At 54.6% G+C, this 26,287-nt stretch carries 26 protein-coding genes; 14 read left to right on the top strand and 12 right to left on the bottom strand.

Going from position 1 to position 26,287, the window contains the following annotated elements; genetic code table 11:
* Window positions 1–2: 2 nt before the first annotated feature.
* The 4 genes from puuE to uraH (LG301_RS15360) form a co-directional block, all read right to left on the bottom strand.
* Window positions 3–953: an allantoinase PuuE gene (puuE, locus tag LG301_RS15345; protein WP_404472019.1), complete on the bottom strand. Its 951-nt coding sequence runs from the start codon at window positions 951–953 to the stop codon at window positions 3–5.
* Between the two features lie 154 nt (window positions 954–1,107).
* Window positions 1,108–1,857 carry a GntR family transcriptional regulator gene (locus tag LG301_RS15350; RefSeq protein ID WP_404472020.1) on the bottom strand — a complete coding sequence of 250 codons (750 nt, stop codon included), beginning with the start codon at window positions 1,855–1,857 and terminating at the stop codon, window positions 1,108–1,110.
* A gap of 175 nt (window positions 1,858–2,032) precedes the next feature.
* A complete protein-coding gene (locus LG301_RS15355; RefSeq protein WP_404472021.1) occupies window positions 2,033–3,238 on the bottom strand; it encodes a urate hydroxylase PuuD in 1,206 nt (401 codons plus the stop codon).
* Between the two features lie 78 nt (window positions 3,239–3,316).
* Window positions 3,317–3,670 (bottom strand): hydroxyisourate hydrolase, encoded by a 354-nt coding sequence (uraH, locus tag LG301_RS15360; protein ID WP_404472022.1) that lies wholly within the window; start codon window positions 3,668–3,670, stop codon window positions 3,317–3,319.
* A gap of 475 nt (window positions 3,671–4,145) precedes the next feature.
* On the opposite strand from uraH (LG301_RS15360), the gene LG301_RS15365 reads away from it, so the two are divergent.
* From LG301_RS15365 to LG301_RS15375, 3 genes are all read left to right on the top strand, one after another.
* Window positions 4,146–5,603 (top strand): uracil-xanthine permease family protein, encoded by a 1,458-nt coding sequence (locus tag LG301_RS15365; protein ID WP_404472023.1) that lies wholly within the window; start codon window positions 4,146–4,148, stop codon window positions 5,601–5,603.
* A 212-nt stretch (window positions 5,604–5,815) separates the two neighbouring features.
* Window positions 5,816–7,456: a methyl-accepting chemotaxis protein gene (locus LG301_RS15370; protein WP_404472024.1), complete on the top strand. Its 1,641-nt coding sequence runs from the start codon at window positions 5,816–5,818 to the stop codon at window positions 7,454–7,456.
* Between the two features lie 81 nt (window positions 7,457–7,537).
* Complete coding sequence (locus LG301_RS15375) at window positions 7,538–8,056, top strand: AmiS/UreI family transporter (protein WP_404472025.1); 519 nt, start codon at window positions 7,538–7,540, stop codon at window positions 8,054–8,056.
* A 147-nt stretch (window positions 8,057–8,203) separates the two neighbouring features.
* Here LG301_RS15375 and LG301_RS15380 read toward each other — a convergent pair whose 3' ends face one another.
* From LG301_RS15380 to LG301_RS15390, 3 genes are all read right to left on the bottom strand, one after another.
* Complete coding sequence (locus LG301_RS15380) at window positions 8,204–8,380, bottom strand: hypothetical protein (RefSeq protein ID WP_404472026.1); 177 nt, start codon at window positions 8,378–8,380, stop codon at window positions 8,204–8,206.
* Between the two features lie 65 nt (window positions 8,381–8,445).
* Window positions 8,446–8,856 carry a hydroxyisourate hydrolase gene (gene uraH, locus LG301_RS15385; RefSeq protein ID WP_404472027.1) on the bottom strand — a complete coding sequence of 137 codons (411 nt, stop codon included), beginning with the start codon at window positions 8,854–8,856 and terminating at the stop codon, window positions 8,446–8,448.
* 82 nt (window positions 8,857–8,938) lie between these two features.
* Window positions 8,939–9,430, bottom strand: coding sequence for a heme-binding protein (locus tag LG301_RS15390; protein WP_404472028.1), 492 nt, complete (start codon window positions 9,428–9,430; stop codon window positions 8,939–8,941).
* 135 nt (window positions 9,431–9,565) lie between these two features.
* On the opposite strand from LG301_RS15390, the gene LG301_RS15395 reads away from it, so the two are divergent.
* Both LG301_RS15395 and LG301_RS15400 read left to right on the top strand, forming a co-directional pair.
* A complete protein-coding gene (locus LG301_RS15395; protein WP_404472029.1) occupies window positions 9,566–10,237 on the top strand; it encodes a heavy metal response regulator transcription factor in 672 nt (223 codons plus the stop codon).
* On the top strand, window positions 10,237–11,628 hold the full coding sequence (locus tag LG301_RS15400) for a heavy metal sensor histidine kinase (protein ID WP_404472030.1): 1,392 nt from the start codon (window positions 10,237–10,239) through the stop codon (window positions 11,626–11,628). The genes LG301_RS15395 and LG301_RS15400 overlap by 1 nt, the downstream gene beginning before the upstream one ends.
* Here LG301_RS15400 and LG301_RS15405 read toward each other — a convergent pair.
* A complete protein-coding gene (locus tag LG301_RS15405) occupies window positions 11,587–11,943 on the bottom strand; it encodes a hypothetical protein (protein ID WP_404472031.1) in 357 nt (118 codons plus the stop codon). The genes LG301_RS15400 and LG301_RS15405 overlap by 42 nt on opposite strands.
* A gap of 169 nt (window positions 11,944–12,112) precedes the next feature.
* On the opposite strand from LG301_RS15405, the gene LG301_RS15410 reads away from it, so the two are divergent.
* Both LG301_RS15410 and LG301_RS15415 read left to right on the top strand, forming a co-directional pair.
* On the top strand, window positions 12,113–14,113 hold the full coding sequence (locus LG301_RS15410) for a M1 family metallopeptidase (protein WP_404472032.1): 2,001 nt from the start codon (window positions 12,113–12,115) through the stop codon (window positions 14,111–14,113).
* A 2-nt stretch (window positions 14,114–14,115) separates the two neighbouring features.
* The gene (locus LG301_RS15415) at window positions 14,116–15,204 is read left to right on the top strand and encodes an ADP-ribosylglycohydrolase family protein (RefSeq protein WP_404472033.1); all 1,089 of its coding nucleotides are present in this window, start codon (window positions 14,116–14,118) and stop codon (window positions 15,202–15,204) included.
* Window positions 15,205–15,220: 16 nt separating this feature from the next.
* On the opposite strand, the gene ovoA is transcribed toward LG301_RS15415, so the two are convergent.
* On the bottom strand, window positions 15,221–17,368 hold the full coding sequence (gene ovoA, locus LG301_RS15420) for a 5-histidylcysteine sulfoxide synthase (protein ID WP_404472034.1): 2,148 nt from the start codon (window positions 17,366–17,368) through the stop codon (window positions 15,221–15,223).
* Between the two features lie 330 nt (window positions 17,369–17,698).
* Between ovoA and LG301_RS15425 the strand changes: the two genes are divergently transcribed.
* The 5 genes from LG301_RS15425 (at window position 17,699) to LG301_RS15445 (ending at window position 22,874) form a co-directional block, all read left to right on the top strand.
* A complete protein-coding gene (locus LG301_RS15425; protein WP_404472035.1) occupies window positions 17,699–18,811 on the top strand; it encodes an RNA-guided endonuclease InsQ/TnpB family protein in 1,113 nt (370 codons plus the stop codon).
* Window positions 18,812–19,034: 223 nt separating this feature from the next.
* On the top strand, window positions 19,035–19,511 hold the full coding sequence (locus LG301_RS15430) for an NYN domain-containing protein (protein ID WP_404472036.1): 477 nt from the start codon (window positions 19,035–19,037) through the stop codon (window positions 19,509–19,511).
* 298 nt (window positions 19,512–19,809) lie between these two features.
* Window positions 19,810–21,117: an acetyl-CoA carboxylase biotin carboxylase subunit family protein gene (locus LG301_RS15435; RefSeq protein ID WP_404472037.1), complete on the top strand. Its 1,308-nt coding sequence runs from the start codon at window positions 19,810–19,812 to the stop codon at window positions 21,115–21,117.
* A gap of 247 nt (window positions 21,118–21,364) precedes the next feature.
* On the top strand, window positions 21,365–22,267 hold the full coding sequence (locus LG301_RS15440) for an alpha/beta hydrolase family esterase (RefSeq protein ID WP_404472038.1): 903 nt from the start codon (window positions 21,365–21,367) through the stop codon (window positions 22,265–22,267).
* Between the two features lie 127 nt (window positions 22,268–22,394).
* On the top strand, window positions 22,395–22,874 hold the full coding sequence (locus LG301_RS15445) for a hypothetical protein (RefSeq protein WP_404472039.1): 480 nt from the start codon (window positions 22,395–22,397) through the stop codon (window positions 22,872–22,874).
* A 28-nt stretch (window positions 22,875–22,902) separates the two neighbouring features.
* On the opposite strand, the gene LG301_RS15450 is transcribed toward LG301_RS15445, so the two are convergent.
* Window positions 22,903–23,499 carry a hypothetical protein gene (locus tag LG301_RS15450; RefSeq protein ID WP_404472040.1) on the bottom strand — a complete coding sequence of 199 codons (597 nt, stop codon included), beginning with the start codon at window positions 23,497–23,499 and terminating at the stop codon, window positions 22,903–22,905.
* Window positions 23,500–24,046: 547 nt separating this feature from the next.
* On the opposite strand from LG301_RS15450, the gene LG301_RS15455 reads away from it, so the two are divergent.
* Entirely contained in the window at window positions 24,047–24,892 is an 846-nt protein-coding gene (locus LG301_RS15455) for an Rpn family recombination-promoting nuclease/putative transposase (protein WP_404472041.1), read from the top strand.
* A gap of 57 nt (window positions 24,893–24,949) precedes the next feature.
* Window positions 24,950–25,255 (top strand): hypothetical protein, encoded by a 306-nt coding sequence (locus LG301_RS15460; protein WP_404472042.1) that lies wholly within the window; start codon window positions 24,950–24,952, stop codon window positions 25,253–25,255.
* Between the two features lie 122 nt (window positions 25,256–25,377).
* Here the strand turns inward: LG301_RS15460 and LG301_RS15465 are convergent, their stop codons facing one another.
* A complete protein-coding gene (locus LG301_RS15465) occupies window positions 25,378–25,572 on the bottom strand; it encodes a hypothetical protein (protein WP_404472043.1) in 195 nt (64 codons plus the stop codon).
* On the bottom strand, window positions 25,569–25,928 hold the full coding sequence (locus tag LG301_RS15470) for a hypothetical protein (RefSeq protein ID WP_404472044.1): 360 nt from the start codon (window positions 25,926–25,928) through the stop codon (window positions 25,569–25,571). Before LG301_RS15470 ends, LG301_RS15465 begins: the two co-directional genes overlap by 4 nt.
* Window positions 25,929–26,287 lie beyond the last annotated feature (359 nt).

Below are 26,287 nucleotides of genomic sequence, written 5' to 3' on the forward strand. Positions count from 1 at the left end.
GCTCACTTGCTCTCTTCAGAACGGGCTTCAAAGCGGGCGGGGTGATGCTCGGCCCAATGGCGCGCAATATCTACGCGCCGGGTCACCCAGACACGATCGTGCGCTTCAATGTGATCAAGAAAACGCTGCAACGCGCGGAAACGCCCAGGGCGGCCGATCAAGCGGCAGTGCAGGCCAATAGAGAGCATTTTTGGCGCGTCATCCCCTTCGGCGTATAAGACATCAAAGGCGTCACGCAGATACGTAAAGAAGTGGTCTGCGGTATTAAAACCTTGTGGCGAGGCGAAGCGCATATCGTTGGAATCCAACGTGTAGGGCACTACCAGATGTGTATGGGTCTCGCCTCGGCTATCCTGCTCCCGCGTCCAGAACGGCAGGTCATCGCCGTAATAGTCGCTGTCATATAGGAAGCCACCTTGATCGAGCACCAAACGACGCGTATTGGGGCTATCACGGCCGGTATACCAGCCCAGCGGTTTTTCACCGTAAAGGTTCTGGAACACTTCAATGGCGCGCTGCATATGCTCGCGCTCTACCGCTTCTGGCACTTCTTGGTAGTTAATCCAGCGGTAGCCATGGCAGGCGATCTCGTGGCCCAGCTCTTTGAACGCATGGGCAACCTCGGGGTGACGCTCCAGCGCCATGGCCACACCAAAAATCGTCAGGGGCAGGCCGCGCCGTTCAAACTCACGCAAGATGCGCCACACGCCGCTGCGCGAACCGTACTCATAGATCGACTCCATGCTCAGGTGACGATCTGGGAAGGCAGGAGCGCCTAGTATTTCAGAAAGGAACTGCTCGGAGCCCGCATCACCGTGCAGTACTGAATTCTCTCCACCCTCTTCATAATTCAGTACAAATTGAACGGCAATTTTCGCCTTGCCGGGCCAGTTAGCATGAGGGGGGGTTCGGCCGTAGCCGACCAGATCACGAGGGTAATCAGGCGAATACATGATGTAAGTCCCTTGTTGAAGACAGCATGCCGGTAAGAAACCAAAGCATTACCGATAATTTTTGTATACAACAACAAGATAAACTGTACTCATATTTAGCGCAAGTGCTTAGCTGAACCTCTGCAACTACACTTAAATCTCAGTGCTGTTGCGCTTATTTTTGAGACGTTATTCCAAATATCTGGTGAAAATCAGGCGCAAACGAGGCCTCCTCTATAAAAGAGAGCGATGATTCAATCTCATTTAAATGATGCAGCATAAACGCTTTGGCTTTTTCACCCTCGCCCGCGGCCAAATAGTCAATCAGGTCATCATGATCATGAGACTCACAGCCCAGGTGCCCCGTACTTCCGTAAACCGCAAGAATTAAGGAGGAGCGCGAACAGAGCTGGCTAACGAAGGCGGCCAAGGTGGCATTACCCGACAGTTGCGCCAAGCGCTCATGAAAGGCGGCTGACAGCTTGATCGCGGTACTCTGCTCACCGGCTCTCAGTGCTTTATGCTCTCGCTTGGCCATGTCGCGAAGCTCCAGCACATTTTGCGGCGTAATATGCAGCGCTGTCTCAGGCATCAAACCGCACTCCACCATTTTGCGGGCTGCAAATACATCGCGCGCTTCTGCAGCCGTGGGCCGCGTCACGCTAGCCCCGCGCCGCGGGGTAATCGTCACCAGCTGCTCCATCGCCAAACGCTGCAAAATTTTGCGTATCCCCGTTCGGCTGATATTAAACACTTCCGTTAGGGCGTCCTCTCGAAGCCTAGCGCCCGGGTGCAGCTGCTGCTTGATAATAGCGTCACTAATCGCCCGGTAAATGACCTCATGACGCTCAGCGCCATCCCCGTTTTTACCTAATCGCTTAGGGCGTGCCTTCTCTATGCTGCTTAAACTCAACTTTTGCTCCACGATAGATCACCTTGTATGCCTCACTTATTCTCTATTGTATACGTATTAAGGGGTGACTTTCATCGCACGAAGATCAATGCTGAAAACGGCTCATTAAAAAGCCCACAGCCCGCCATAGGGCGAGCTGTGGGCGTCACTATTACAACCAATAAAACCAACACGTTACGCTAAAACGCTACTCCGACCAGGCTTGAATCACCGCCCGCTCTTCGTCCGTCATGTTGGTCATGTTGCCCAGCGGCATATAGCCACTCTGCACCACTTGCTGAGTCTTCTCCTTTTGGAGCAGGATCTGCTCCACACTGTCGAGCACCACCCCAGCAGGCGGCGCTGAGAAACCAGGCTGAGTAGGTGACTCGGCATGGCACGCCACACAGTGCTGGTTAATCAGCGCAGTTACCTCAGTAATATCTGGCGAGCCATCTGCTACCTGCGCATTAGAAGACGCACTCTGAGACGGCATCGCCACCCAAAAGGCAACGGCAATCAGTGCAACACCTACCGCCGGATAAGCGGGCTGTATCTTGCCCTGGTGCATCAGAACAAAGTACTGACGGATCAACGCACCGGCAAAGATGAACAGTGTCATCAGCACCCAGGCGTACTCATGGCTGTAAGCAAAGGAGTAGTGATTGCTGATCATCAGCAATACAACAGGCAGGGTAAAGTAGGTGTTATGAACAGAGCGCTGCTTACCACGCTTACCATCCAACGGGTTTGGCGCTTCGCCCGCCTTCATCGCTTTTACCATGCGACGCTGGCCAGGAATAATCCAGAAGAACACGTTGGCCGACATTGCCGTGGCCATGACCGCACCGGTCAGCAGGAACGCCGCGCGCCCTGAGAACATCTGGGTGCTCAAGTAGGCGACAACGATCATCATGATCGCCACACCAACACTCAACAGACCGTCACGCTCCATATTTGGGCTGATGCGCTTACACATCTCGTTATAAACTACCCAGCCCCCTAGCAAAAATGCCAGTGCCAGTAGGTTGGCTTCCCAACCAGCTAAGTTCGCTGCCCACTCCCAGTTACTATTGGGGTTGACCAGGTAGAAGCTTGGATTCGCCATGTACAAGATGATGAACAAGGCAAAGCCGGAGAGCCAGGTGGTGTAAGCTTTCCAGAACGACCAGTGCAAGTCATCCGGCAGCTTGGCCGGCGCCGTGGCGTACTTTTGGTTATGGTAGAAACCACCACCATGTACGGCCCACATCTCACCAAACACACCTTTCTCGCGATCCTCGGCGGCCTTGGGCTTCCTCAGACCGTTATCCAGCATAACAAAGTAGATAGACTCGCCTATCCAGGCGATCGCCGCGATGACGTGTAGCCAGCGCAGCATAAAGTTTCCAAATTCAACTAGGTAGGCCTGCATGGGGGTTTCCTCGCCTCGTATGATTGTTTTAGGGCGGCTTTATAAGCGTTGTTAGGGGATTAACAGAGTGAACTGCGTTTAGCTGCCGCGATAAGTCGAGTAAGCAAAGGGAGAAAGCAACAGCGGTACATGATAGTGCTGCGATACATCATTCACCCCAAAGCGCAGTGGGATAACGTCCAGAAAGCTAGGGGCTTTCAGCTCGATACCTTGCCGCTTTAGATAGTCACCGGCATAAAACACCAGCTCATACTCACCGATTTCTAGCTCGCTGCCTTCCAGTATCGGCGCATCACAACGGCCATCATCATTCGTCTCAACGGTCTTAAGAAGTTGGCGAAGCCCTCCTCCTAAACGGTAAACCTCGATTTTGATACCTTCTCCAGGCTGTCCCTGAGCGGTATCTAGTACGTGTGTCGTAAGGCGTCCCATCAGTTTCTCCTGAGGCTGTCTAACGAAGCCGCTGTGGGCGGCAGTGTGGCTAAAGCAGAGTGGCTAAAGCGTAGTAGGGATAAAAGAAGCTTAGTATCCCAGAACATACTGACAACATTTTTATATAATTACTCGCAACATTTCAAAGATTTTTTGTATACATTTTATTTTTCTCTACGAAATCTGGCCGTTATAGCACCTTTGCACCTCATCCAGCGGCGCGTAACCATTTCTCAACGGCTAAATCGGTGAATGGTGATCTGCGTAAGACGCGTCGTTCTGAGCCCCACGGGCAGGCCCACCACTAAAATTAATGAACCCTAAAAATTAGTGGTGACATTATTTGGCCTGCAAAAAGTACGCATATATTTTGCAAAAAGTGTTTATTGATGAATAATTTTTTGTGTACAGTACTTACCAACAATAAGCACAGTAGCTCATCGCTATTGAATACAAAAACAAAGGAGAAGCCGCTATGAATGAAGCCTCATCCTCTTCCGAACAGCAGCATCAACCGCCCGAGCGCAATACCTCACTGTTTGATTTTAATGGAAAGCCACCTTTCCTAAAGGCCCTTCCCCTATCGCTTCAGCATCTTCTGGCGATGATTGCCGGTGTTATCACGCCTCCTATCATCGTTGCGGGTGTCGTGGGTGCGAGCATAGACGAACGGCTGCTACTTATTCAGATTGCCGTACTGGCTTCTGGGGTCTGTACCGTTTTTCACCTTTTCGGTGTATGGAAATTTGGTGCCCGCTTGCCGGCCATTTTCGGTGTCGGGTTTGCTTATGTGCCAACTCTGGTCGCCGTAGGCGCCCAGTATGGGATTGAAGGGATTCTTGGTGCTCAGCTAATTGGCGGCATGACGATGGTCGTGGTGGGTTATTTTATCCAGTACATTCGTCACCTCTTTCCGCCCGTTGTTGCCGGAACCGTGGTATTGGTTATCGGCCTATCGCTCTACGATATTGCTATCCGCTACATGGCAGGCAGCGGCAACGTGAACGCCCCCAATTTTGGCGACCTCACCAACTGGGGCGTTGCCATCGTCACCTTGCTGACCGTATTAATCGCCGCGCAGTTTGGCAAAGGCGTGGTGAAGCTTTCGGCCATTATCGTGGGTATTGTGGTGGGCTATCTACTCTCGCTCTCTCTGGGCATGGTTAGCTTTGAGAATGTCGCCAACGCTTCTTGGGTCGCTGTCCCCAAAGTCATGCCTTTCGAGATGGAGTTTCACACCGCTGCTATCGCTTCGATGGTGGTTATCTGCATTATTAACTCCGTCCAAACCATCGGCGACTTGTCAGCAACGTCTGTCGCTGGCATGAACCGCGAGCTTAAAACCAAAGAGTTAACCGGCGGCTTATTGGGTAATGGTCTAACCACCACCATTAGTGCTTTCTTTGGCGCGCTGCCCACCTCTACGTTTAGCCAAAACGTGGGTATTGTGGCGATGACCAAGGTGATTAGCCGTTACGTTTTGGCACTCACCGGCATCTTCATGATCTTGGCCGGCCTTAGCCCGAAGTTCGGGGCCATTATCACAACGATTCCCTTCCCGGTGCTGGGCGGCGCAACGATTACTGTTTTCGGCATGATCACCATGACCGGCATTCAGCTCTTGGTGAAAGATGAAATGTCCGCGCGCAACATGACCATCGTGGGCCTCTCTCTGGCGCTAAGCCTGGGTATCTCGGCTGTTCCCGCCGCCATCGAGCAATTCCCGGCCGTCATCAGAGACCTAATTGGTGGCGCCCCGATTGTCGTCGCGGCCATTACAGCTTTCACGCTCAACATCGTGTTGCCCAGTAAGTCTCTTTCAGACGAGGTTAAGGAGCGCGAGGCCATCGCCAAAGCGGATGCAGAAGCGGCGAAAGCGGAGAGTAGCAAGTTGAGCCAGAAGCTCGCCCCCAACAGTGGCAGTGCTGATTAAGTCATGCGACCCACATGGGTAAGCGGTTGTGAGAGGTCACAACCGCTTTATTACTCACTGCCACCGTCCATAAGTCCGCAATAGCGCTTATGCACTAAAGCTTGTGAAACAAAGCTTGTGAAATAGAACTTGTGAAATAGAACTGCTGCATTCGTCGGCCGTTCTATTTTGCGTTTTTGGCTTCACTCCTCCGGCTAAACTTAGGAATACCGATGCGTTTACTAGACAATATGACGTTAAGGATGAGTTGGACGCTGGTGCTGCTCTCCTTCTTACTCATGCTGCTTGTGCTCAGCGGCACGGGGCTTTATGCCGTTAATCACAGCCAACAAAGCCTTGAGCAACTCACGAATGTCAATGTTAACCAGCAGGCTACCCTTAACCGCACGAACTCTACGCTGCAGAGCGCACGCCTGGGTATGGCACAGCTCTATGAAGAGCTAGTTGAGCCACAAACTGCGCTTAGCCCTGAAGAGCGCCAGCAGCGCGCGACTGAATTGCAACGCTCACTTAATACGGCTCAGGAAGTGTTTTCGAGTTTTCTTGCGCTGCCCGCCAACCCGTCCCATCAGGCGGTCATTGCCCCCATCGCGGCAAGCTTCGATACGCTGCTGGAAGAGCACCTGTTGCAGCAAGTCACCGCGCTACAGCAGGGCGATGCGACGGCTTACCGCGAACAGCGTGATGCTGCTTACCAGGCGTATACCGCGTTTTATCAAGATGCCATCGGCTTTTTTCATCGGGTAGAAGAAGAGGGCAACGAACGGCTAGCTAACTTTGACTTTGTCATCGATCTTTCCACGATAACGATCATTACCGTCTTCATCATCGCGCTGATGGTGACCGTAGTGGTTTACTGGGGTGTGGGCGCTAATTTGATACGTCCCATGCACCGCATCACCGATCATTTTCAAAGCATGGCGGAAGGCGACCTTTCAAGAGACGTAGAAACGCGCGGTCGTAATGAGATCGGCGTTCTCTTCGCTGCTCTGCGTCACATGCAGCAAAGCTTGCTAGGCACCGTGACGACCGTTCGGGAAAGCAGTAGCGAAGTCTTTACCAGCGCCCAGGAAATCGCCAAAAGTAATCAAGACCTTGCTGCACGCACTGAACGGCAGTCTGCGTCGTTAACCGAAACCGCTTCCAGCATTGAAGAGATGACCTCGACGATGGAGCGCAATAGCGAAAACACCACCCAAGCACGACAAGTGGCTCGTGATGCCGCCCATAGCGCGGAGCAAGGCGGTAGCGTGGTCAATGAAGTCATCAGCCACATGCACAACATCCGCGAAAGCTCGCAGAAAATCACCGACATCATCAAGCTGATTGACTCGATTGCTTTCCAGACCAACATTCTCGCGCTCAATGCGTCCGTCGAAGCGGCTCGCGCAGGCGAGCATGGTCGCGGTTTTGCCGTCGTTGCCAGCGAAGTACGCCAGCTAGCGACCCGCAGTGCGAGCGCCTCAACGGATATTCGTAAACTGATTGAAACATCGGTGGATATGGTAGAAGCCGGCACGCAACAAGCGGATAAAGCGGGCGAAACCATGGCCAAAATTATGGCGTCCGTCACTCAAGTCACCACCTTAATGGACGAGATATCGGTCGCCACCGAAGAGCAACGCGCGGGTATTCGAGAAGTGAATATCGCCGCTAACGATATGGAGCAAACCACGCAGCAAAATGCGGCGATGGTCGAACAGGCCAGCACGGCGGCCGTCGATCTGCAGCACGAGGCCGAACGCCTCACTTCTATCGTCGCTCGGTTTAAGCTGAGTGAAGAAACAGCGCTGCTCTCAACAACGCCGCTCTCAACAACGCCGCTAGCTATACCCTCTCACCAACCTCATTAACGACGTGCTAACAGCACACCGCTAAAGCCACGTGAGCGATCACGTGGCTTCGTTAAAACTAAACATCTGGAGCAAGTCAGCATGATCCTGGGTCTTACATTGCTATATGTGGGTGCTGTTTTGTTTATAAATGGTATTTGGCTCCTGGGAAAAATCAGCAACCACGAAGTCTCTATCATCAACGTACTGGTGGGGTTGCTCAGCTTTATTATCGCCACGCACTTAATCTTCAAAGACCCCAGCAACACGATTGAGGTTAGCGCAGGGGCTTTTACATTACTGTTTTCAATTACGTACCTATGGGTAGGCGCCAATCAGTGGCTAAAATCTGACGGCAGAGGGCTAGGCTGGTTCTGCCTTTTTGTCAGCATTACCGCTGCTGTGATTGGCGTACACTCCATCTCCAGCTTCGCAACCAGCTTCAAACTATGGAATACGGTTAACTGGTTTGCATGGTCGCTTTTATGGCTCAGCTTCTTTTACCTGCTGGCGTTAGCCAAACCCATTCAACGTCCTGTCGCGACCTATACCATTCTTTGCGCCATCTTTACCGGCTGGATTCCAGGCGTAATGATTTTGCTTGGGGTGATTAGCACCTGAAGCGACGCCGTTAAAAGTGGTGGTACTGTTAAAACCTGATTCATAGCATCACGACGATGCTGTAAGTTTTTCTTTACCCATACCAACAGGGCGAACCATTGCTGGCTCGCCCTGTTGTATTTCAGCGTATGAGAATCGCTTCTTTTATTACGGATTCCGAGTCTGCAGCTCATCCGGTGTGAAGTGCTCGGCATCACTAACTTGTTGCTGTAACGACGAGTCAGGATAGGCGATTTTATTTGCCTCACCAGAGCCTCTTTCAGCGAGCGCGACGCTAGAGAAAAGTGCTAACGCAATAGCGGCTGCGATATTAAAAGCTTTCATGATGTATGACCTCAAACTTATAAAATGTTAACAGTGATAGACGCTGATAAGGCTACGCAGCGGAATCAGTTGCCACGGTAAGTGGAGTAGCCATAAGGGCTTAACAACAGCGGAATGTGATAGTGCTGTTCGGTGTCTTCCACTTGGAAAGGCACGGGAACATCCGGGAAGAACGTGTCTATATCCCGCTCTTCAAACCAGTCGCCGGTTTCGAAGGTCACGCGGTAGACACCCGCCAGGAAATCTTCATCGGCCGGGTAAAGGGCAGCAACACGACCTGCCTCATCCGTTGTGGCTGTCGCTAAGGATTCCCAGCCAGCATCGGTACGGCGCTCAAGTTCCACTTCAACGCCAGGCGATGGCAAACCGCTCTGAATATTAAGGACATGAACGCTAAGCGGGTTATCGCCTGCCTGTGCCATGGCCGCAACGCTGCTGAAGACAATACCGGTAACCAGTGCAGATAAGGTTTTCATAAAAAACACCTGTGATAATGGAGCCATAAAGGCGGATGTAGGTTTGGTTGAGTCAACAATCGGTGGCTTAACTGCCGCTGTGTTATTGCACTAAGACGCGCTCAATCGCCGTCATGGCACAGCCTTCATCAATGGCAGAGCCACCCGCCCCGGCCACGCCCAGTGCGCCAATAACCTCGCCGCCAGACCTCAACGGAACGCCGCCACCTAACAGCAGTAATTCATCTAATGTATTGAGATTTTCCGACTCAGGGTCTTGGCGGGCACGCTCGGCCAGCTCACGGCTGGGGGTGCCCGTCGACAGTGAGGTAAAGGCCTTACGTTGCGCTGCGACGGTGTTATGGGGGCCAATGTTGTCATCGCGCTGCAAAGCCACCAGGTTGCCCCCACGGTCGACGGCCGCCACGACGGCCGTTCGCCCGTCGGCATGACACGCCTCAAGGGTGGCGCTCACTAGACGATTCGCCAGCTCCAGCGAGAGGTTCTGCTGTTGAACAGGGCCAATATCGGCAAGCGCGCTACCGGCGAGTAAAACGGTACCGAGCATCGGCAGGGAAGCGAGTCGTAATGTCATGGAAACCTCCTTATGAAGTGATGGGGGCATCCTGACATGCCGACCTCGTCAATCAGCTGACGGCAGCATTACAGATTTGTAATGTGAAAGACCGGCGAACCCGGCTAATCTGTTCCGATTTAGCGGGGTGACGGCATGCGTATCCTGGTAGTAGAAGATGAACACAAGACCGCCGACTACCTATGCAAAGGGCTCGGGGAATCGGGGTATCGTGTCGAGGTCGCCAGAGATGGGTTTGATGCCCAGCACCTGATTAACGAAAGCGAGTTCGACCTGGTGGTTCTGGATGTCATGCTGCCGGGCCTGGATGGTTGGCAGCTGCTACAGCTGATCCGTCGCCGCAGCCAGGTGCCGGTACTCTTTCTCACCGCCAGAGACGCGGTGGAAGATCGCGTGAAAGGACTGGAACTCGGTGCCGATGACTACCTGGTTAAGCCGTTCTCTTTTGTGGAGCTGCTGGCTCGGGTGCGAACGCTATTGCGCCGCAGCCCGCCCCGCGAGCGAGAGCACTTTCGCATAGCAGATTTAGAAATGGACGTGCTGCGCCGGCGGGTAACACGTCAAGGCGAGCGCATCGCCCTAACCAACAAAGAGTTTGCGCTTTTAGAACTGTTGCTGGATCGGGAAGGCGAAGTGCTGTCGCGCACCTACATTGCCTCCCGGGTGTGGCAGATGAATTTCGACAGCGACACCAATGTTGTCGAAGTCGCCGTACGGCGGCTACGCGCCAAGGTAGACGACCCCTTCTCGCAAAAGCTGATACACACCGAGCGCGGCATGGGCTACGTGCTTGAGGATCGCGCCTGATGCTTTCCATCAACTCCCTAGCCGCTCGTCTTGCTCTGCTGTTTGCCCTGGTCAGCGTACTGCTGCTGGGCAGCCTTGGCACCTACCTTTATCACTCCTTAACCCGTGAAATAGCCTGGCGTGATGACCAGATGCTGCAAGGGCGGCTGGAGCGTTTAGAAGCGCTGCTCCACAATGGCGAGAGCGTAGAAATGCTCCACCAGCGCTCCCGCCTCTATGCCAATATGCTGGGCAACCAAGACAGCCTGCTGTGGATACTCGACGCCACCGGCAAGGTACTGATCGAAGTCAACCCGAGCGATTTGCCTGTGCCTAATCTACCGACGACGAACAGCGTCCGTTTGGTGGAGACGGTTGGGCCGGTAGAGGCGAGACTGGCATGGCATACCTTTGAACAGGAGGGTCGGCCTTTAACGCTGATCGCCGGCAAGCTGCTTGATGAGCGCAACCAGATGCTGGGGGCTTACCGATTAAGGCTGTGGTTTGCACTAGCAACCGGCGCGCTGCTCGCCTTTTTACTCGGCTGGGGCGTGAGTCGGCACGGGCTTCAACCGTTACGGCGCTTGGTTGAGCAGGCTAATCGCATCACTATCCGCCAGTTAGACCGTCGCTTAGCGGTCAAAGGTGAAGCCCAAGAGATTAGCCATCTCAGCCATGGGCTAAACCGGATGCTGGATCGTCTAGAGGACGGCTTTACGCAGCTCTCCCGCTACTCTGCCGACATGGCCCACGAGCTGCGAACGCCATTAACCAACCTGCTGGGACAAACGCAGCATGCCCTGCGGCGGGAAAGAAGCGTGCCAGAGTATCAGCAGGTGCTGGCGTCCAATATCGAAGAGTACGAGCGCTTGGCAAAAATGATCGACAGCATTCTGTTTCTGGCACGCACCGAGGCTCCCTCCAAAGAGATTGCGACGGAGCGCGTCGACGTTGGCCTGTTAGTGACACAGCTCTGTGATTACTTTGAAGGCATGGCGGAAGATGACGGCCGCATGCTCGTCAACCGGGCCGCGGGAAACGTGATCGCGAACCGCGACCTTCTTCGCACCGCGCTCGCCAACTTAATCGCCAACGCACTGCGCCACGGCCGCTCAAACACACCGATTCACATCCGTACGCGGGAGAGTGGAGAACGGCTAGAACTGAGCATTCATAACCACGGCGTGGCGATTCCCCCCGATGACCTACCGCGAGTTTTCGAACGCTTCTACCGCTGTGACCCATCACGAACCGGCTTGGCAGAATCAGGCGGGCTGGGGCTGGCAATCGTCCAGTCGATTGCCCATTGGCATGAGGGCGAGATACAGGTCGAGAGCCACGCTGAAGCAGGTACTACGTTTACCCTATCGTTACCGCGCACGCTGCAGCTGCTCGACCCGCGTAAGGGTTAGCCGCCGACCTTCATCTAGTGAGAAGTGAAACTGGCCTTCTACCGTCACAGCGCCACCTAAATGCGGCGCTATTTGCTCGTGGGGAAAGACCTCAACGCGATTGAGGTCTTCGTCCTCAATCCAGTAATGAAGGGGATCATCAAAGTGCCGCACGACACCCTCGGTGATGATGTGCTTACCATCGAAGGCCGCAGGGTTATTCGCCAGGATCGTCAGCGGCACTTCCACGGGCTCTTGCCCGCGACACCCGCTCACAAGCGTTGCTATCAGCAGCGCGATTGCCGCAAAGCCTATGTGTTTTTGGCGTGACCTCATTGCGTTGCTCCCTTTGAGTATTGACTGTTATTTGGCCTCTATGGAGTTTGCCATGGGCAGTTTCGCATGCGTGCATAGCACCCGCCATTCCGAACATTTCTTATACATACTTTATATGTCTTGATGACCGCGGTAATGTATTCATTCAACGTCTGTCTTGGGGTGCCTGATGTTGTCTGTTCATCACCGCAGCTTGCTGTTACGAGTAAGCCTGAGCGCTTTGTTATGGCTGCTGGCAACGGATTTTGCCTGGGGATCGCCGTCAGAGCGCCCTGCTGAACGCACCCTGTTGATTCAGTTCGACCCAACAACGCGGTCGCTGCAAGGCGAGCTACGCCAACCTCTCGCAACAGAACGCAGTTTTCGCTTACTGGAAGGCCTCACGATCACCTCGGCAACGCATGGCGATGACGAACTGGCGGTGACTCAAGAGGCTGATGGGCGTTGGCATCTACCGCTGGATACCGATTCAGCAGACAGCAACACACCCGTTACGCTTCGCTGGGAGGGTACGCTGCCACAGGCCGATAGCGGCAGCCGCCACCAGGTAGCCGCCGAAGGCAGTTTGCTACCCACCCGCGCGGGCTGGTACCCCCATTTTAGCGATTCCGCCATGCCCCTATGGCTAACCGTTAGCGTGCCAGACGGGCAGCTCGCCGTTGCCACTGGCTCGCTGGTAGAGGAACAGCACGCCAACAGCGACCCTTATGTGGCGCGCTTCTACCACCCGAACACCCGTGAGGTAGAGATTGCCACCGGCCCCTGGCGGCTGCGCCAACGTGAGGTTGATGGCGTGCAGCTGCGCACGCTCTTTCCCGAGGCGCTGGACGCCGCCTTTGGCGAGACATACTTGCAGCACGCCGCCGAGCAGTTAGCGCACTTTCAAACCCGCCTGGGGCCGCTGCCCTATCAAAGCTTCTCCATTGCCGCGTCTCCCGCGCCTATCGGCCTCGCCTTTCCTGGCTTTACGCTGCTGGGCGAGCGCGTTATCCCCTTGCCCTTTATTCCTCACACTTCGTTGCCTCACGAATTGATGCACGCCTGGTGGGGGGCGGGCGTGAGGGTCGACTATCCAAGCGGCAACTGGGCCGAAGCGCTGACCACGTACCTTGCCGATTACGCGCTTGCTGAGCAGCGCGGTGAGGATGACGACATGCGCCGCCGCTGGCTGGCCGACCTAGCCGCCCTCCCCAGCAACCAGGAGGTTGCTTTGGTGGATTTTCGCGGAGGCCCCGACCCCGCAGGTCGCCTTATTGGCTACCAGCACGGCACGATGCTCTTCCACATGCTGCGCCAGCGCATTGGCGATGAGGCGTTCGATCTCGGCTTACGTCGCCTCGCCGATGAGTGGATGCATCGCCCTGCGGATTGGCAGGCACTGATAGATGCGTTTAGCAGTGCCGCAGGGGAGCCACAAGACGCCTTCATTATGCCGTGGATCTCCCAGCCAGGCCGCCCCTCGCTGCACGTAGAGTCCATAAAAACCCAAGCCCACGAAAACGGCTACCAGATCAGCGGCACGCTTATTCAGCGCGGCCAGCATGCGCCCTGGCCGCTGGAGGTCCCGCTGGTGGTCACCACCGAAGAGGGGCCAGTAAGCGTGCGCCAACCGATGCGTAGTACACAGCAAGCCTTCGAACTACAGGTAGCCTCTCGCCCCCTATTGCTTGAGGTAGACCCAGGCGCCGACCTGCTGCGCCACCCTGGCCCAACGCCGGCCATTCTGCGCCAGCTGATGCTTGACCCCACCACGCGGGTGCTGGCGCTGGATGACGCTCTTTTACCCCTGGCACGGCAGGTGCTGGGGCGAGACGCCGAAGCGCTTACGACGCCGGCTAACCTCCAGGATGAGATGCAGCCACCGCTGTTAGTGATGGGTACTACCGAAGCAGTGGATGACTGGTATCAGCGTAACGCGCTGCCCGCGCTGTCACAGCCATTAGCAAGCGCAGGAGAAGCCCGCTTTTGGATGGCGCCAGAAACACAAATCGGCTTGCTGAGCGGCAACGATGCCGAGGCCATCCGCCAGCTTGTCGCCTCGCTTCGTCACCACGGCCAGCAAAGCTATGTAGTCCAAGAACAAAACGGTGAGACCGCGCAAACAGGACGTTGGCCAACGGAAGAGTCCCCGCTCAACGTGACGTTCACCGCAAACGATTTCCAAGAGTAGAGATGACGACCATGCCCCACACCGCGCCCGCAAGAGCGACCGCCGCGCTTAAAAATCTGTTTATCGGCGATGCACTGGCGATGCCCGTGCACTGGTTCTATAACGTTCACGACATCGACCGCGCGTTTCCTGAAGGGATCAACACGTTTGAGGCGCCGCCTGCGTTTCACCCTTCATCGATTATGTCGATGCACTCCACTAGCGGCGGCGGCCGCAAGCGTGCAGGCAACCAACAGCCAGAGGTTGTCGGCGATGTCATTCTGAAAGGCAAGCAGGCCTACTGGAATCGACCCAATGTGCACTACCACCAGGGCATGCAGCCCGGTGATAACACGCTCAACGCTCACTGCGCGCTAACCCTAATGCACACCCTGGCAGGGCCAGATCAACATTATGATAGCGATGCCTTCTTGAAGGCTTATATTGCGCTCATGACGGCAGAGACACCCGCCCACCCGGATACCTACGCCGAATCCTACCACCGGGGTTTTTTCGCCAATCTTGAAAAGGGGTTGCCGCCCAAACAGTGTGGCGCCGTGACCCACGACACGCCCTCTATCGGTGGCTTGGTGACCATTGCGCCGCTGGCGATTAGCGAACGCCTGAAGGGTACGTCACTCGGGGATACCCGCAAGTTCTGCCGCCAGCACCTAGCCCTGACCCACCCGGACGCTTTTCTGGCGGACGTGTGCGACGCCTATGTGGAACTGATCGACAGCCTGTTGTTTAGAGACGATGACAACGCGGTAGAAGACACCCTGCTGAAGGCCACCCGCGGCCTCTCAAAGCGTGACCTGACAAAATTGGTGGAAAGCCAATACAGCGAACGTGAGGTGGTAGGCAACGTTTTATCCACCGCCTGTTACATCACTGATGCCTGGCCTGCGGTGCTCTACTTGGCCAGCAAACATCACAAAGCGCCATTAAAAGCCTTGCAGATGAATGCGGAAGTTGGCGGTGACAACGTTCATCGGGGGGCGGTGTTAGGGGTGTTGCTGGGGTTGATCAACGGCGAGGCGGACGAAAACTTATTCGCCCGGTTAACCAAACACGCGTCGATTAACCGGGCTATTGAGGGTCTGGTGGGCTAAAAGCCCATCAGGTGCTTTATGAGCGCCGCTCCCACAGGGTGACTTCCGAGAGGCTGTGCTGATATTTATGCATGGTCTCGCGGATCACAAAGGGCACCTTCTCAGGCTCGCTGACCATCTGGAAGTGAGGCTCCAGCAGTGCCTTTAAGCCATCCAAAGTGGTGACATTCTCCCCGTCTCGCTTGAACCCACCAATCCACTCCTCCTTCGGCGTGTACTCTTCCAGCCAGGTATAGGGCGAGGCGATCATCAAAATACCGCCAGCGTTGATGCGCTCATGGATGGTCTGCAAAAACTGCGCCGGTTTATAGAGCCGGTCGATCAGGTTGGCCGCCAGCACTAGGTCATACTGGCTGAACTGCGGCTTGAGGTTGCAGGCATCGCCCTGGTGGAAGTTAACCCGGTTCGCCGCCTCTTCCAGCCCCAGGCTCGCTAAGGTGCGCTCTTGGTAGCTGACCAGCTCGCCCTCTTCCACCCGGGTATAGCGCAGCACTTTCTGCTCAGCCATTTCAACGCCCTGGCGAATAAAGTTGGCCGAGAAGTCCACGCCGTCAACGTGCTCAAACTCACGGGCCAGCTCAAAGCTGGAGCGCCCGCTGGCACAGCCTAGATCCAGGGCGCGCTTCTTCTGCTTGCCCGCCATGCTTGCCAACGCCCGGTTAGCCAATGCCTGCGGGAAGTTGGCAACGCCAAACCACTCATCGCCGTAATGGAATTCCGCGTACTCCGCCATACGGGCATCGCTTTCGTAATAGGCGCTGGGCATTTTGACTTCGGCATCCGACACTACATAGCGGAAGCCCGCATGCTGGAAGAAGTGACGGCGAAACGCATAGCGGGCACTGAGCCGCGTTTCGTTACCACAGGAGATCCAGGAACCGCCCTTGATCAGGTTATGCTGGTTATCGAACGTCGGCGTGGTGAAGTCATCGTACAGCGGATGCACGTCAAAGCCTGGGAAGGGATAGGTGGGGGTTTCCACCCACTGCCAAACGTTGCCCACCACATCAAACCACTGGCCGTGCTGGAAGCGGGTGACCGGGCACGAAGACGCGCCGTGATCCAGATGCAAATTCGCATTGGCGGGAGCGCCGCTCTCAAGCTCGGTGACGCCCGCTTCTTCCGCCAAACGATGCCACTCATCCTCTGTCGGCATGCGCACCGGCTGGCCGGTCTGCTCGCTCTTCCAGTTACAGAAGGCTTTGGCCTCGTGGAAGTTGACCTCCACCGGCCAGTCCCAAGGCATTTCGACCTCTTCGGTCATCAAGCGCAGGAACCACTCGTTTTTCCAAACCCAAAACGTCGGGTGCGTTGCCTTGGCAAAGTTGCGCCAACCCAACCCCTCTTCCGACCAGAACATGTCGGTGAGGTAGCCACCGGCCTCGACGAATTCAAGAAACTCACTGTTGCTGACCAGAAACTGGCTCGCCTTGAACTCTTCAACGTCGCTGTGGTGATGACCGTACTCGTTGTCCCATCCGTAGAAGGGGTCATCGAAGGATTTGCCTAACGTTACCTCTCCTTTCGGCACCGTAATCAGGCTGTTTTCCGGCGGCTCGCCGGTCGTACGGATAGGCGCCCACTCAGGTTGCGGTGTCACAAGATCAAGCTGCTGCTGACGAATCAGCACCGACGAAGTTTCCAAATGAATCCGCTCATGCTCGATACCCATGACGATGGGCCAAAACGGGCTTTGCCAATCGACGGGCAGCGACAGCGTTAACTCGCGGATCAGGTTAAGCACCGCTGCGCGAACCTTGCCACGATAATCCATCACCTCACTGACCGACGGCCACTCATAGTGGTCATCATTCAGGTCATCCCAGCTCATCTCATCAACGCCCACCGCGAAAATAGACTCCATATTCGGGTCGATACGCGCCGGTAACAGCTTCGCCAGCACCAGCTTGTTGACGAAAAACGTCGCGGTATGCCCGAGATAGAAAATCAGTGGGTGCCTAAGCGGGATAGACTTGCGAACATACGCCTCCTCACTCACCAGGGTAGTAAACAGCGACTCGTAACGGTCAAAGGTCGCGGTAAAACAAGCCTCTATCTCCCTGCGGGTCGTTTCAGAATCGTTGCCTGCCAGCATTACGGTACGCGGGAAAAGGGCGGGCGCTGTCGACGCCTGAAGCCCAGCGGGGGAATTGGTGGAAGTCATCGTTGTTAGCGCCTTTTATCGTGAAGCGATAAGGGTGTGTCTAGATATACCTATTGAAGCATTAAAAACCAAAAACTGGTACAAAATCTACCATTAGTTGTACAGCATTTAACGTTTTGAGCCTTACCCCCCTATCCACGGCTCAGCGGCGGCCCGCGCTTATAGCGGAATAATGAAGAGCATGAACCAGCAACGTGGTAGCCTCATGTTTATCGAAAGGCGCGGAATACTCCATCCAAGCAACCGCATTGGGTGGAGATGAATAGCGCGGCGTCCGCTAGGGCGCCCTATATCTTGCAGCCTTACATAAATCTACCTAATCTGTAGATCATGAAAACCGAACGTGCCTACAAATACCGCTTCTATCCCACGCCCGAGCAGGCAACCTTGTTGGCGCGGACGTTTGGGTGCGTGCGGTTTGTCTGGAACGCGGTGCTGCGCTATCGCACCGATGCGTTCTATCAGCGCCAGGAAAAGATCGGTTACACCGACGCCAGCGCGTTTCTCACCCAGTTGAAACAGCAGCCGGATACGGTTTTTTTAGCTGAGGTCAGTTCGGTGCCGTTGCAACAATGTCTGCGCCATCAGCAAAGTGCCTTCAAGAACTTCTTTGCCAAGCGGGCGCGGTATCCCAGCTTTAAATCCAAGAAGCACCGGCAGTCAGCCACCTTTGCCAGTTCGGCATTTTCGTACCGTGATGGTCAGATCACGCTCGCCAAGTGCCGCGAGCCGCTGAACATTCGCTGGAGCCGCGAGCTACCGTCAGCGCCTAGCACCGTTACCGTGTCAAAGGACGCAGCAGGCCGCTACTTCATTAGCTGTCTGTGCAAGGTAGATACTGAGGCGCTGCCGATCACGCCGAAGATGGTCGGTATCGACCTGGGACTGAAAGACCTGTTCGTGACCAGCGAGGGTCAACGGGTTAATAACCCGCGCCATACGGCACGTTATGAGAGGAAACTGGCGCGGGCGCAGCGCCAACTCAGCCGTAAGCAAAAAGGCTCCAACAACCGTGCCAAGGCGCGGTTAAAGGTCGCTCGCTGTCACGCCAAGATCGCTGACACGCGACGTGACCACCTGCATAAACTCACCCGCCAGATCGTTAACGAGAACCAAGTGATTGCAGCGGAGAGTTTGCAGGTGAAGAATATGGTCAAAAATCGCCATCTCTCTAACGCCATCAGCGATGTTGGCTGGGGGGAGCTGGTGCGCCAGCTTGAGTACAAAGCGGCGTGGGCAGGACGCCAGTTCGTCCAGATCGACCGCTGGTACCCAAGCTCAAAACGCTGCCATGGCTGTGGATTTGTCATGGAATCGCTACCGCTCACTGTTCGCACCTGGGATTGCCCAGGCTGTGGCACCCAAGGCATTGACCGTGACCTCAACGCCGCCCGCAACATCCTACAAGCAGGCACCGCGCTATTAGCCGGTGCCGAGCGTTGAAGTAACTACCGAGGGGCACTCGGGAATTGACGCCTGTGGAGTTTGTGTAAGACCGGCAGTGCCAAGGCATTGAAGGCAACGAACATCGAAGCAGGAACCAGGAAGACAACAACCTGGGAATCCGCCACTACCATCTCTGATTTAGTGGTCGGAGGATGTCAACTATCCGGTACGCTCAACGCTAATATAAAACGATGCTAATAATTTAGAAAAAGGTCTACGAATGACGAAAGTTGCCATATTTATTGATATTCAAAATGTGTATTACACCGTGCGCGAAGCGTACGGAAAAAACTTTGATTACAATAAATTTTGGGCACAAGCCACCGCTAATAGAGACGTTGTGAATGCTTTTTGCTATGCCATTGACAAAGGGGACAAAAAGCAGCGGGAGTTTCAAAATATACTCAGGACAATTGGTTTTAATGTAAAGCTGAAGCCATTGATACAACGCTCGGATGGTTCAGCCAAAGGGGATTGGGATGTGGGCATTGCGCTAGATGCCATGGAGCACGCCGATCAAGCCGACGTAATTGTACTGGTGTCAGGAGACGGCGACTTTGACCTGCTCGTCAAAAAAATTCGTACGCAATATCATAAAAAAGTTGAGGTGTATGGCGTTCCTCAGTTTACCGCTGCCACACTAATGCATGAGGCCAGTGAGTTTATCGCCATCGATAAAACGCTTTTATTAACTTAAATAAGTAAAACACAAAAATATTAGCCATTAAGCATGTATTATTTTCTGCGCAACAACCGTGCCAATTTTACAATAGGCGTTTGCGTTTAATTGCCAATAATATTGCACTCGTCTATGTTAGTAACTATGTGTTAATAATAATCTTGAAACTGAGAAGGATCTTCCAACACCGCCCAGCGCAGGCTTTTCGATCCCCTTCCGCCCCTTCTTCAAAACCTGACTAATTGCGGCTTAGTTCACCTGATGCGCCTAGATGCGGTGCTGTCAGCCTGGGTTAACCAGCAAAGGAGAACATTGAATGTCGATAACATCAGAAAAACACTTACCCGAAGCCATCGCGGCATGGCGCGACCCTGATCTGGACTCGGTGAAAGGCACCGAGACCCCTAAAGACCCCAACAAAGGCTACATTGCCCTGCTTGGCTGGAGCGTGAATGCAATTAAAGCGGCGCAAAAATTTGACCGCCGCTACGTCGTCGTTGCCCCTGAGTGGGCCGCAGACTTCTGTACCGCCAACAATATACCCTATATTTCCTGGGACTTTATCCGCCTGAATGATCGCTCCATGGAGATCGCCGAGCGGCTGAAAGCCGAAGGCGTTGACGTCGCCATCCCGCTATTTGAAGAAACCGTGGAGTGGTCCGGCGCCATCAACTCTGTCCTCATGGATAGCCCCCGCATGTATGGGCAGTCTATTCTGTTCCGCGATAAGGCGTTGATGAAACGCCGCGCCCAGCTTGGCGGCATCCGCGTTGGCATCTTTGAAGAAGCGCACGAGAAAGAAGATATCGTTCGCTTTATGAAACGCGTTAACCAGACGCTGCTTAAGCTCGACGGCGACCCGGACGACCCGATTCACGTCAAAGCCTTCGATAAAGCCGGCTGCCTTGGCCACCGGATGATCCGCACGTTAGAGGAAATCGACCATATTCCGGCCGAAGAGTACCCGCTGTTGATGGAAAGCCATCTAAGCGGCTGGGAGTTTGCCGTTGAAGCCTGGATACACGACGGCAAAATCCAGTTCCTGAATATTTCGGAATACGTCACGCTGGGCTATTCGGTATTCGTCCCCGCGACCGCAGAACTCGAAAGCTGGCGCAACGCCATCACCAAACAGATCGAACTGCTGATTAAAACGTTCGATATCCAGTTTGGCTTGATTCACCCCGAGTACTTCGTGACCGCCGATGGTGAGATGTACTTTGGCGAAGTTGCCTATCGCCCACCGGGCTTCAAAGCGTTTGAGCTGATCGAAAAAGCCTACGGCTTCAACGCCTACCAAGCCTCTATGCTGGTGTTCGACCCGAAAAGCACCAAAGAGGAAGTTGCCGCCTTCTTCCCCAAAGAAGTGGTGGATGCGAAGGGCTATGCAGGTTGCTTCGGCGTCTACCCACGCCGCCGCGTTGTCAGCAAGCTGGAAATGCCCCCAGAGTGTGTCGACCACCCCTATTTCGAGTCGCATGAGCTGGTGGCGCCCACCGAAGAGACGGTGCCCGACCGCTCAGCCTTCGGAACGCATTGGGGGCTAGTCTTCTTCTTTGGTGACGACCCCATCAAAATGCGGGATCTACTGAAAGCCCAAGAGGACTTGGACTTTTACGTCTAGCTGTTTGATTAAGCAGCACATTAGCAAAGGGCGCGGTGACTCACCGCGCCCTTTTTGTGTCTGCCGCGCGACCGCAGCACGGCATATCACAAGCCGCCAGGCCCTAGCCGCTGGATGCCAAGCCTGCCCAATCGCGAATAACGCCTGCCCGTTTGAAGCTCCTCACCGTGCACTACGTTCGCAAGCGCACAGTGTGTGCGTGCTTTAAGGAGCATCCTAGGGTTTTGCATGGCAAAGGAGGCTCCCGATGCAACCATCAAATAGTCAAAATCACCTGACCGACTTAACAGAGTTTGGCGCCGACCCTGGGGCGCTGCATGCGGATACCTACATCCCCAACAACTTCCCCCAACAGGGGCCGCTGGTGGTGGTGCTACACGGCAGCACCCAGTCAGCGGAGGGCTACGACCGCGGTTCAGGCTGGTCGGCAATCGCCGACGAGTGCGGGATAGCGCTGCTGTATCCGGAGCAACAAAAAGTCAACAACCCGCTAAGCAGCTTCAACTGGTTTAAGCCTGGCGACGCCCGCCGTGGCAGCGGCGAGCCGCTCTCTATTCGACACATGATTGAGCAGGTCGTTAAGGATCACGCCATCGACCCGTCGCGCGTCTTCATCACCGGGTTGTCCTCAGGGGGCGCCATGGCCTCCGTTATGCTCGCCACCTACCCAGAAGTGTTCGCCGGCGGTGCGATCATCGCCGGGCTTCCCTACCGCAGCGCAGACAATATGTGGGAAGCGATGGTGCGCATGAAAGGCTTTGGCGGCCCATCGGATAGCAAGCTCGATACCCTTGTGCGCGAAGCCTCCACCTTTGATGGCCCCTGGCCCACAATCTCAGTCTGGCACGGCGGCAGCGACTCAACCGTCGACAACGCCAACGCCGACTCCATCGTTCGGCAGTGGCAATCGATCCATCAGGTTGACGGCCCACCCACCCGGGTTGAGGACATCGACGGCTTCCCTCGGCAGGTGTGGTGCAACGAGGAGGGACAAGAGGTCATCGAGGAGTACATCATCGGAGGAATGGGCCACGGCACGCCCATCAGGGCCGGCGGCGCGGCAGGCCTCGGGGAAGCGGCCAAGTACATGCTGGAAGTCGGCATTTCATCAACCCGGCACATCGCGCATTTTTGGGGGCTCACCAAATAGCTACCCGTTGAATCCGCATTTGGCGTGATGCGCCAATTATGCCTATGTTTGAAAGGTCTACATTTAAAAAATCTATGTTTAAAAGAACCCAGGTTTAACAATAAAAGCGACACCAAGGGAAAGCGACATGTTAAAACCGACTGCTGCTGTGGCCGTTTCTTTCATCGTTATGGTTTTTTCATTGCCGTTATCTTTCTCTGCGTTCGCTAATGTCGCCCACAGCGAGACAGCCACCGGCATGGTGGAAGCCGCTATTCACGCCATCTGCGATGGCGATAAAGCGCGGCATCTTTCTCTGCATCAACGCAAGATCGAACCCGACCCCTATTACGATGAAAAGTTTGCCGCTTTCCACCGCGCATGTAACGAGCACGGCATCGAAAACATTGACATACAGTCCGACCTTGACGATACACAGATGCAAGCGCAAAAGCGGCGATACCACATTCACGCCAACATTGTGATGGGGGACGGCGCGGTGTACGCCACCACGTTCCGGGTAATGTGGGGTGCTATGCAGGCGCCAGAAGACAGCCGTTCCGTTGAAGCGTGGCGACTCGGGGGCATTAGCAGAGTGGAAGTTCCTATTCTCAGAGAGACCGATTAGCCACTCAGCAACGCTACAGCCAGCGCCGTTATACCTTCGCTTTGCCCGCAATGACCGACTTAAAGCCAGCCTCCGTGATGGGCTGCTTTTCAGCATCCACCACTTTGCCGTCAATGCGCGCCAGCTCTTTCGCCAGTTTCACCAAACGCACCAGCTGCAGTTTATTTGGCGACGCGTTGGGTGACGTTTTGATCATTTTTACCGTCACGCCTTTTATCGGAAAATCGCCGTTATCCTGGTTAAATGAGGGCAGCGTACCGGGGGGATACGCGTTAGAGATCAGCAGCGGATTACGCGGGGAGTCGCCCGCCAGGGTGAACGCTCGGCTACTGCTGTCATAAACCGCACCCGATGACGCCAGCACAATGCTCAAACGCTCATTGCTGGCCATGGTGGGGTCATCAAACATAACAAACACTCCCCAGGCACCGGCATTCTCATCCACCAGCACGGGAACATCTACCTTAGCCTGGCCCTTGGCGGAAACGGCTGAACGCCGAGAAGCTGGGGAGCGGGCGCCTGCGCCATCCCCTTTCACCCATAAATACATCACCAACAAGCCACAGTTAAGGCTGAACCATATCGCCGCAATCGCAATGACGAGTGTTAATGCTGTGGTATCCACCGCCGATTCCCTTCGGTTGATGATAAAACTCGCCCTAGCATGCCACGCTTGCCGAGCTTAATAGTGAGATATATCAGCTAAACAGCATATACCAAATACCTGGCTGGCCCTATTCACTAAAAGCATGGCTTGAACTTCTTTGATCAGCACTTACGTGCCATTTAAACGCACCATTAACGTGCGCTCTCAGTACGGCCTATCCTACTCGTCAGCATGCCATCTGCTCATCGTCGTAAGTTGCCCATTGGTATTCAATCGTTTGAGGTAAAGATGTTATTGCGCCAGAGGCAAACACCTAACACGTTGTATCGCCGGTGGGGGATTGATCATCACTGCTCCCCAGGCCCTGTGGCCTTAATATGTCGTTGCGAGGAGTGCAACGACGAAGCAATCTCATGCCAACAACAGCGCCCTCATATGCTCGTGATGACGAAGTAATGTGTCATGGCGAGGAGCGCAGCGACGCGGCCATCTCAGCGGGCGAAGAGTTTGCAGGCGCTGGTCCGGGCGTGCTGTAGTAAAATAATAAAAACATTTAGGAGTATGCATGAGCGAATTACTCGACCCTACCAACGACTATGTCTTTAAGCGGCTATTTGCCGAAGCCCCGGATCTGCTGGTGGATCTGATTAATGATATGCGCCCGGATCTGCCTGATATTACGTCCGTTGAAATTATCAATCCCAACATCGAGCCAACCGAGCTTACCGGCAAGTACATCATACTCGACGTATTAGCCCGTGATGGCGAAAGGAACTGCTACAATATCGAGGTGCAGGTGCGCCGTTACGGGGCCTGGCACAAGCGGGGGTTGTTCTACCTGACCCGCACATTGGGAAGCCAGCTGAGCGCCGGTGAAGACTACCAGGAACTGCGCGCCTCGGTGGGCCTGCACCTGCTGGACTTCGATCTGTTTACGGAAACCGCCGCTGAGCGCGAGCAAGCGATCTGGCGGTTCGAGATGCGCGATGAACACCAGCCCCATATTTCGCTGGGGAACGTTTTGCAGATGAACCTGATCGAACTAAACAAAGCGGATCGCCTGGGTTTGCCGGAAGGCCCACTGCGCGCCTGGATCACCTTCTTCAAGCACTGGCAGGAGGAACTCACCATGGCCAATGTTGCCCATGAACCGGTTAAACGTGCGATGAACCGCATCCGAGAACTCAGCGCCGACGAAGAGACCCGCCGCCTAGCGTTTGTGCGTGAACGGGCGCTGCGAGATGAAGTGTCGTTCTTGAATGATGCTCGGCGAGAAGGTGAGCAGCTGGGTATTGAAAAAACCGCTCGCAACTTACTGAAACTAGGGGCGCTCAGCAATGAGCAGATTGCCGAAGCGACAGGGTTAGCGGTCGACGAAATTGCCAAACTTCGCATCGAAGATAAGTACTGATCCCGCCTTTAACAGTGCTGGATCACCTTCTTCAAGCACTGGCAGGAGGAACTCACAATGGCCAATGTTGCCCACGAACCGGTTAAACGTGCGATGAACCGCATCCGAGAACTCAGCGCCGACGAAGAGACCCGCCGCCTGGCGTTTGTGCGTGAACGGGCGCTGCGAGATGAAGTGTCGTTCTTGAATGATGCTCGGCGAGAAGGTGAGCAGTTAGGTATCGAGAAAGGCGAGAAACTGGGTATTGAAAAAACCGCTCGCAACTTACTGAAATTAGGGGCGCTCAGCAATGAGCAAATTGCCGAAGCGACAGGGTTAGCGGTCGACGAAATTGCCAAGCTTCGCATCGAAGATAAGCACTGATCCCCCCTTTAACGCTAATTGCCGAGATCGCAGAATTACCGGTTGAAGAAGTTGAAAAGCTACGCGCTGAAACGCAGCATTAATTCTCTTGTCGTTGCGAGGAGTGCAACGACGAAGCAATCTCACACCAACAGCAGTGCCTTGGTATGCTCATGCTGCTGTTTAATGGCGTTGTCTAATATTGTCAGCAGCTTTTCGTAATCCTCTGCCAGCTCTCCATCCATGCCCGTGGCTTCAAAACGGGTTAACGTTTGCTGCGTTTCGTCGATAAGCGCTTGAAGCTCATCAATCACGCGCTGGTGGCCATCAGGCATCATGTTACCCCTTGGGTTTGTAGCGCCTGCACCCGACGATACAGCTGTTTTGCATTTTCAATGGCGGTGGCTTCATACGCATCTAACGTAAGCAGCACATCCTGGCGCGGATCATTCACCACAGCCGCTAGCTCTTGGCTATAACGTTTTAGCAAATGCTCCAAATTCATACGGATCATGGTGAGTTCCAGCTGAAACTCGGATTGTAGCTTCGTATAGCGCTCTATTTGCCTCGGCAGCTGGCTTGTTTCAAGCACGGCGCTGATCGTCTGCTCGACCTGGTTTTCAACAGCATCGAGTTTGGGAATCAGCTCGTTCACTACAGAAACAGCGGAAATATTGGTGGCGTAAGACTTCACGGTACTCCTAACGGCGCAAGCAGGTGTAAATATTCTCAGCTTATCAGCCTTAACATGCATTTAAAGGCTAATTAACCCAGCATCGCAACGGCATTTGGCTTCCTGGTAATTCACCATAAGCTAAGTAATCTCCGGCTCTCGCCTTCCGCATCCGCATTGGGCTACGTTACCCTGAGTTGGTTATCGCTTCAGAATTACGGCTAATCCTCAGGTCAACCCAGGAGAAAAAATACCTCTGCAAAACTAGCGAGCTTATATCTTATGGATTCTTAGCTTCCGCTTAGGCTGTTTCATTATGATTTTAATAAAACAGCACTTCGCTTCATGGTGAGAGGCCCGCCTTGCCGGACAAAACACAT

The organism is Vreelandella venusta, assembly GCF_044809155.1.
In the GTDB taxonomy this organism is placed as follows: Bacteria; Pseudomonadota; Gammaproteobacteria; order Pseudomonadales; family Halomonadaceae; genus Vreelandella; species Vreelandella venusta_B.